The sequence below is a fragment of the Bacillus haikouensis genome, from assembly GCF_013179555.1.
Taxonomy (GTDB): Bacteria; Bacillota; Bacilli; order Bacillales; family Bacillaceae_B; genus Rossellomorea; species Rossellomorea haikouensis_A.
In genome coordinates this window covers 1-5,800 of the sequence record NZ_JABMCR010000256.1, presented here as the reverse complement: position 1 = coordinate 5,800, position 5,800 = coordinate 1, and the positions used below count along the sequence as shown (strand labels likewise).

The 5,800-nt window shown below is 40.9% G+C and carries 9 protein-coding genes; 4 read left to right on the top strand and 5 right to left on the bottom strand.

Translation table 11 applies throughout. The annotated features are described in order from the left end of the window. Positions 1 to 805 precede the first annotated feature (805 nt). Together HP456_RS18915 and yidD are read right to left on the bottom strand one after the other, a co-directional pair. Positions 806 to 1,783: a metal ABC transporter solute-binding protein, Zn/Mn family gene (locus HP456_RS18915; protein WP_216663351.1), complete on the bottom strand. Its 978-nt coding sequence runs from the start codon at positions 1,781 to 1,783 to the stop codon at positions 806 to 808. A gap of 147 nt (positions 1,784 to 1,930) precedes the next feature. Further along, positions 1,931 to 2,176, bottom strand: a complete 246-nt coding sequence (gene yidD, locus HP456_RS18910) for a membrane protein insertion efficiency factor YidD (RefSeq protein ID WP_172253963.1) — start codon at positions 2,174 to 2,176, stop codon at positions 1,931 to 1,933. A 225-nt stretch (positions 2,177 to 2,401) separates the two neighbouring features. Here yidD and HP456_RS18905 point away from each other — a divergent pair, with 225 nt between their 5' ends. Further along, positions 2,402 to 2,875, top strand: a complete 474-nt coding sequence (locus tag HP456_RS18905) for an S-ribosylhomocysteine lyase (protein ID WP_172253961.1) — start codon at positions 2,402 to 2,404, stop codon at positions 2,873 to 2,875. Between the two features lie 279 nt (positions 2,876 to 3,154). On the opposite strand, the gene ytzI is transcribed toward HP456_RS18905, so the two are convergent. Next, on the bottom strand, positions 3,155 to 3,340 hold the full coding sequence (ytzI, locus tag HP456_RS18900) for a YtzI protein (protein ID WP_312857792.1): 186 nt from the start codon (positions 3,338 to 3,340) through the stop codon (positions 3,155 to 3,157). A gap of 180 nt (positions 3,341 to 3,520) precedes the next feature. Between ytzI and HP456_RS18895 the strand changes: the two genes are divergently transcribed. Then, entirely contained in the window at positions 3,521 to 3,703 is a 183-nt protein-coding gene (locus HP456_RS18895; RefSeq protein ID WP_172253959.1) for a polyribonucleotide nucleotidyltransferase, read from the top strand. Between the two features lie 59 nt (positions 3,704 to 3,762). Here HP456_RS18895 and HP456_RS18890 read toward each other — a convergent pair whose 3' ends face one another. Then, a complete protein-coding gene (locus tag HP456_RS18890; protein WP_172253957.1) occupies positions 3,763 to 4,008 on the bottom strand; it encodes a DUF6154 family protein in 246 nt (81 codons plus the stop codon). 401 nt (positions 4,009 to 4,409) lie between these two features. Between HP456_RS18890 and HP456_RS18885 the strand changes: the two genes are divergently transcribed. Both HP456_RS18885 and ytkD read left to right on the top strand, forming a co-directional pair. Beyond that, positions 4,410 to 4,736, top strand: a complete 327-nt coding sequence (locus HP456_RS18885; RefSeq protein WP_376766239.1) for a hydrolase — start codon at positions 4,410 to 4,412, stop codon at positions 4,734 to 4,736. Positions 4,737 to 4,815: 79 nt separating this feature from the next. Continuing rightward, complete coding sequence (gene ytkD, locus HP456_RS18880) at positions 4,816 to 5,280, top strand: RNA deprotection pyrophosphohydrolase (protein WP_172253953.1); 465 nt, start codon at positions 4,816 to 4,818, stop codon at positions 5,278 to 5,280. On the opposite strand, the gene HP456_RS18875 is transcribed toward ytkD, so the two are convergent. Then, a partial coding sequence (locus HP456_RS18875) for an ABC transporter permease (protein WP_172253951.1) occupies positions 5,270 to 5,800 on the bottom strand: 531 nt, incomplete at its 5' end. The two genes, ytkD and HP456_RS18875, sit on opposite strands and share 11 nt — an antisense overlap.

Genomic DNA, 5,800 nt, shown 5'->3' with positions numbered 1-5,800 from the left:
TTCATCCATTTCAAATTCTCCCTTACATATCATTCGCCTTCCTTATTGTCCACTTAATGGAAAATAATATGCATGGGTATGGAGGAGGAATTTGTTGTTTGCCAGGGGGATTAATTGTTACTTAATTAAGCCGGATTTGTGCCAGGAACAAAAAGCCGGATTTGTACCAGGAACAAAAAGCCGGATTTGTGCCAGGAACAAAAAGCCGGATTTGTGCCAGGAACAAAAAGCCGGATTTGTACCAGGAACAATAAGCTAGATTTGTACCAGGAACAAAAAGCCGGATTTGTACCAGGAACAAAAAGTCGGATTTGTGCCAGGAACAAAAAGTCGTATTTGTGCCAGGAACAAAAAGCCGGATTTGTACCAGGAACAAAAAGCCGGATTTGTACCAGGAACAAAAAGTCGGATTTGTGCCAGGAACAAAAAGTCGGATTTGTGCCAGGAACAAAAAGCCGGATTTGTACCAGGTACAATAAGCTAGATTTGTACCAGGAACAAAAAGCCGGATTTGTACCAGGAACAATAAGTTAGATTTGTACCAGGAACAAAAAGCCAGATTTGTACCAGGAACAAAAAGCCGGATTTGTACCAGGAACAAAAAGTCGGATTTGTACCAGGAACAATAAGTTAGATTTGTACCAGGAACAAAAAGCCAGATTTGTGCCAGGAACAATAAGTTAGATTTGTACCAGGAACAATAAGTTAGAATTGTACCAGGTACACCCACTCAACCAATTCACACCACTCCACTACAAAAACACAAAAAAAACATCACTCTATAATTGAGTGATGCTCTCCACTGCTACTGCAGGGCCTTTTTTAATGTTTCGATATTCTGTCTCATCAATGAGAAGTAGTCATCGTCTTCATCCCGATCTTCCTCAGTCAGAACAGATAAGTTATGAAGATGGAGGGATTTCGCCCCAAGCTCCTTCTGAACGACTTCCGTCAGGCGGGAGGAGACATTTTGTTCAAACAGAATGTATTGAACATCGTCCTTTTTTGCTTGATCGATAATTTTTTTCAATTCCTGCTGTGAAGGTTCATCCGATGTGTTCAATCCTGCGATGGCTTCCTGATGTAAGCCGTATCGCTCTTCCCAATAGCTGTATGCCGCATGTGATACATAGAAGGTTTTATTTGGAGCGGTTTCTGCCATCTTTTTAAAGTCAGCATCTAATGCATCGAGGTCACCGTTTAAGTCTTTCAGGTTTGATTGAAATTCTTCTTTATGTTCTGGCATTGTTTTAGATAAGGTTTCCGCGATTACTTCAGCCATATGTTTGGAGTATTCGGGATTCAGCCAAATATGTGGATCGACATCATGGTGATGTCCATGATCTCCTTCTGCATGCTCATCTTCGGTATGCCCATGATCGTCTCCTGCATGTTCTTCCTCATCATGACCAGCTTCCTCATGTTCAACTTCAATATCTTTACTTACAGGAACGACTTTAACATCCTCGTTTTCCAGAATTGTTTTGGACTTCTCGACAAATCCTTCAAGTCCCATCCCGACATAAAAGAAAATTTCTCCATCCGCCATCTTGATCATATCTTTTTGTGATGGCTCGAACGTATGCTCATCGGCTCCCGGGGGGTAAATGCTCTGAACTTCGACATGCTCCCCGCCGATTTTCTTTGTGAAATCTTTAATCGGATAGACAGTCGTATACACATCGAGTTTACCGTCTTTTTCTCCATTTTCATCGGAGGCGGCCCCGCAAGCCGACAGGAATAGAACGATTAATAATAACCAGCTTTTTCGAATATAGTTCAAGAGGGATCCTCCTTTAAGTACTTTAATAACAAACAGTAATGATTACGATTTAGCACAATGGTTATTGTACTATCCCCGAGAGCAATAAGCAAGACAAAACTTTTGGACGTATAACATAATATAAAAAGACTAGCTCCGGCTAGAGAACTAGTCTTTGTTCTGCTTATTCTTTGACGGCCATTCTTCCGGTACATGATCAATCCCGCCGGGATGGAATGGATGACATTTGAGAATTCGCTTAATTGTCAGGAAACCGCCGCGTATGGCGCCGAATCTGCCGACTGCCTGCATTCCATAATGTGAACAGGTGGGGTAAAATCGGCATGTTGGAGGCTTTATTGGAGAAATCACGATTTGATAAAATCGGAATAGTAAAAGTAATGCGCGTTTCATTAAATGATCTCCTAGGTTCTTTTCTTCTACTATATCAAAATCGTACCACCCATGAAAGAAGACGGATTTGAAATTGAAATAAAATTGTAAAGAGGGTTCGAGTGCCGTGTTGACGAAGTTTGGGAAAATGAGAAATCATAAAATCGGCTTAAAACAGATTAAGTTGATGAAATTACTATGAATTTACGTTATACTATAAGCAGAAACTAATGGGAGTGATTATGAATGCCATCAGTAGAAAGTTTTGAATTAGATCATAATGCGGTAAAAGCACCGTATGTAAGACATTGTGGAGTGCATAAGGTAGGAAGCGACGGCCTTGTCAATAAATTCGATATCCGTTTCAGTCAGCCAAACAAGCAGGCAATGAAGCCCGACTCTATTCACACTCTTGAACATTTACTTGCATTTACGATCCGTAAATATGCAGAGCCTTATGATCACTTCGATATCATTGATATTTCTCCGATGGGATGCCAGACCGGTTATTACCTGGTCGTCAGCGGCGAACCTAAAGTTGAGGAAATCATCGACCTGCTCGAAGCGACTATGAAAGAAGCAGTCGAAATTGTAGAAATCCCTGCAGCCAATGAGAAACAGTGCGGCCAGGCAAAGCTTCATGATTTAGAAGGTGCCAAGAAATTAATGAAGTACTGGCTGAGCCAGAGTAAAGAAGACCTGAAGCAAGTATTTGCTTAACATTTAAAAAAATCCACCGGCTTCTTAGTGAGCCGGTGGATTTTTTAAGTTGATAGAATGGAATTTTTAGAAGATTGACCGCGGCTGAATAAGCGGCAGATTCCAATCTGATGTATCAATTTACGATCTGTTTCACCTAAGTATGATCCATCCAGCAAATTTATGTTAATCATTAAATCATTTGGAAAAACGTCAACTCTTCAGAAACAAAACGTCCATAGGCTTACCGGAAAACGATTAAAACCGGGTTCCATTTCCACCCGGCTTTCAATATATATCCTATTGCTTTGTTTCCTCATCAGAATCTTGCTTATTTTCTTCCATGTGCTTTAGGTGCGGATTATTATCGAGCGGATCGACAGTATGTTTAACGGTCGTATATGCTTTGGATGTTGTCAGGGCACTAACAAATATCACGAGAATGCATATAACGACAGCGATGATCATCACGAGAGTTAATGACACAGTTCAACCTCCTTTTTTCTTCCTATTTTATCACAGAAAAAATAATTACGAGTTCATAAATCGTACAATATTTTGAATGGAATTTATAGTGTAAAGGTCCTCCTCCATTTTTAAGAATAGGCTGTCTCATTCTGGATGATTTTGGTATGATGAAAGAAACAGGGGAGGGGAGGAAGATAAATGAACGTATCCTCCATAATGGGGAAGCAGGTAGCTGAACTTCAGCGGACACTCAGTATGAATCTGTTGAAGAGTCAGATGTCCACCCAGGCAGCTCACGTGACGGTCATGCTTCAGGACATGCAGTCGGCAAATGACGCACCGCATCCGAGCAAGGGACTCAACGTTGATTTAAAAGGGTAAGGAAAAAGCCTTAAACAGAATTCTGTTTTAGGCTTCATTTATTCTATGGACGTTCAAAATCAGTGAAGGCTTTTACGTTCCAACCGCACACGTTCTTCACTGTTGGACCATTTTTCTTTTAACGTCTCAAATATGTATAGTCGAAGGAAATATTCCAGTTCTTCTGTTTCCATTTCTTGAATCAATTCAATGATTTCGTTCCTGGAAGTATCTTCTAAAATCGTAAGGGCAATGAGGTCTAAGTCTTCATCTGTACCTTTGATCCTGCCTCGGTACATCTCATAAATTTCTTCAATCAACTTCATGCACTTCACCTCCCTTTCATCAATTTTAACAGAATTATGATCGAATTACTCTATAATTTATTTTGTATATACCCGAAATTCCGTATCATAAGCATTTCTGCTTATAAATACAATTGTCTTTCTTATTGATACTATACTAAAGAATAATGACTTTATGCGTGAGATCGTTAATTATTTTCGCAATGTTAAAAGGGTTTGTAACCCAGCTAATGGCATTTGCAGCCTGCAGCCGGTTATGGAGCTTGTGAGAACTCCCTTGCCGCCTCTTTCCCCGGGAATCAATCATAACCTCCTCGGATCAGCTTGTTTTATAAATTGTTGATAGGAGGTATTTGCAATATGAATAGAAAACGGAGTATTGAGGAAAAAGAAAGATAAGAAAATCAAAGGGGTTGGAAAGCTTGGATGAACGTCATGATTATTATATCGAAATTGCCCAGGGTGAAATTTCAAGAAGTTCGACGGATTCGCCATGGAACTTTAAAATTTCGGCAACGGACGAAGAAATCACAAGGCTGAGGGAGATCTTTGATTCCAGTCATTCAATTGACTGGCAAAATTTCTACCGTGCACATGTTCCTTATATTCAGTATCACTTTGACCGTGAGAATGATGCTTACGATGAAAATCTCCATCAAGTGTATGCCATGATCCATGAACTAGGGGATGAGGATGCGAAAAAGCATATTGAAAGCATGGGGATCCTGGATGATCAAACACCCCGCTGAAAATAAAAGTGTTGGTTCCGAATTTAACTGTGGACCAATGCTTTTTATTTGTGATTAGATAAGAGTGGGGTGAATTCATATGGAACGCTTTATCGACGCTAATGGGTTAATAGTGGAGCTCGTATTCGAGAAACATTTCTTTGACCAGGAATCAAATCATGTACTGATCATTTGCCGTTATCAAAACAAATGGCTATTGACTCAGCATAAAAAACGCGGCCTCGAATTTCCCGGGGGCAAGCGTGAAACAGGGGAGTCACTTGAGGAAGCGGCAATCCGCGAGACATACGAAGAAACAGGTGGTGTGATCAAGGAGCCTGTTTTTGTTGGGGAATATAAAGTGTATGATGGACAGCCTTTTGTTAAGACCATTTTCTTTGCAGAAGTGGAAGAACTGGTGTTGAAACCAGATTACCTGGAAACTGACGGGTGCAAACTGTGGGAGGGTGAGCCGGCCGATATGCAGACACACCCTGAATTCAGTTTTATCATGAAAGACAAAGTGGTGGAATTGGCATTTAAACAATTGAACTTTATGACTTGATCCACTTTTTTTCAAGCTGCTCAACGACTTTATACATAATCGTGGCAAATACGGCAATAACAATCAGGGACAACATGACAAGCGTGAAATTGAATACCTGGAATCCATAGATGATCATATAACCGAGTCCTTTGGCCGACACAAGGAATTCACCGACGATGACACCGACCCAGGATAAGCCAACGTTTACTTTCAACGTGGAAATGATTGTCGGGAAGGAAGAAGGCAGGACGACTTCCTTGAACATTTGCCCCCTTTTTGCACCGAAAGTCATCATAACTTTCAAATAATTGGGATCTACCTCTTTAAAGGACGTGTATACGACGATAGTGGTGATGATGACTGAGATAATCGTACCCATCGCAATGATCGAAGTGAATCCCGGACCAAGGCCGACAATGAGAATCGGGCCGAGGGCCACTTTCGGCATCGCGTTCAGGATGACCAGATAAGGGTCTAATACCCTCGATAGAAAAGATGACCACCAAAGGAGAGCAGCTAACAAAGTTCCGAGCAATGT

Excerpts from the sequence above, each read along its gene's own strand:
- yidD (WP_172253963.1), bottom strand. The coding sequence starts at position 2,176 with ATGAAACGCGCATTACTTTTACTATTCCGATTTTATCAAATCGTGATT.
- HP456_RS18905 (WP_172253961.1), top strand. The coding sequence starts at position 2,402 with ATGCCATCAGTAGAAAGTTTTGAATTAGATCATAATGCGGTAAAAGCA.
- HP456_RS18895 (WP_172253959.1), top strand. The coding sequence starts at position 3,521 with ATGAACGTATCCTCCATAATGGGGAAGCAGGTAGCTGAACTTCAGCGG.
- HP456_RS18890 (WP_172253957.1), bottom strand. The coding sequence starts at position 4,008 with ATGAAGTTGATTGAAGAAATTTATGAGATGTACCGAGGCAGGATCAAA.
- ytkD (WP_172253953.1), top strand. The coding sequence starts at position 4,816 with ATGGAACGCTTTATCGACGCTAATGGGTTAATAGTGGAGCTCGTATTC.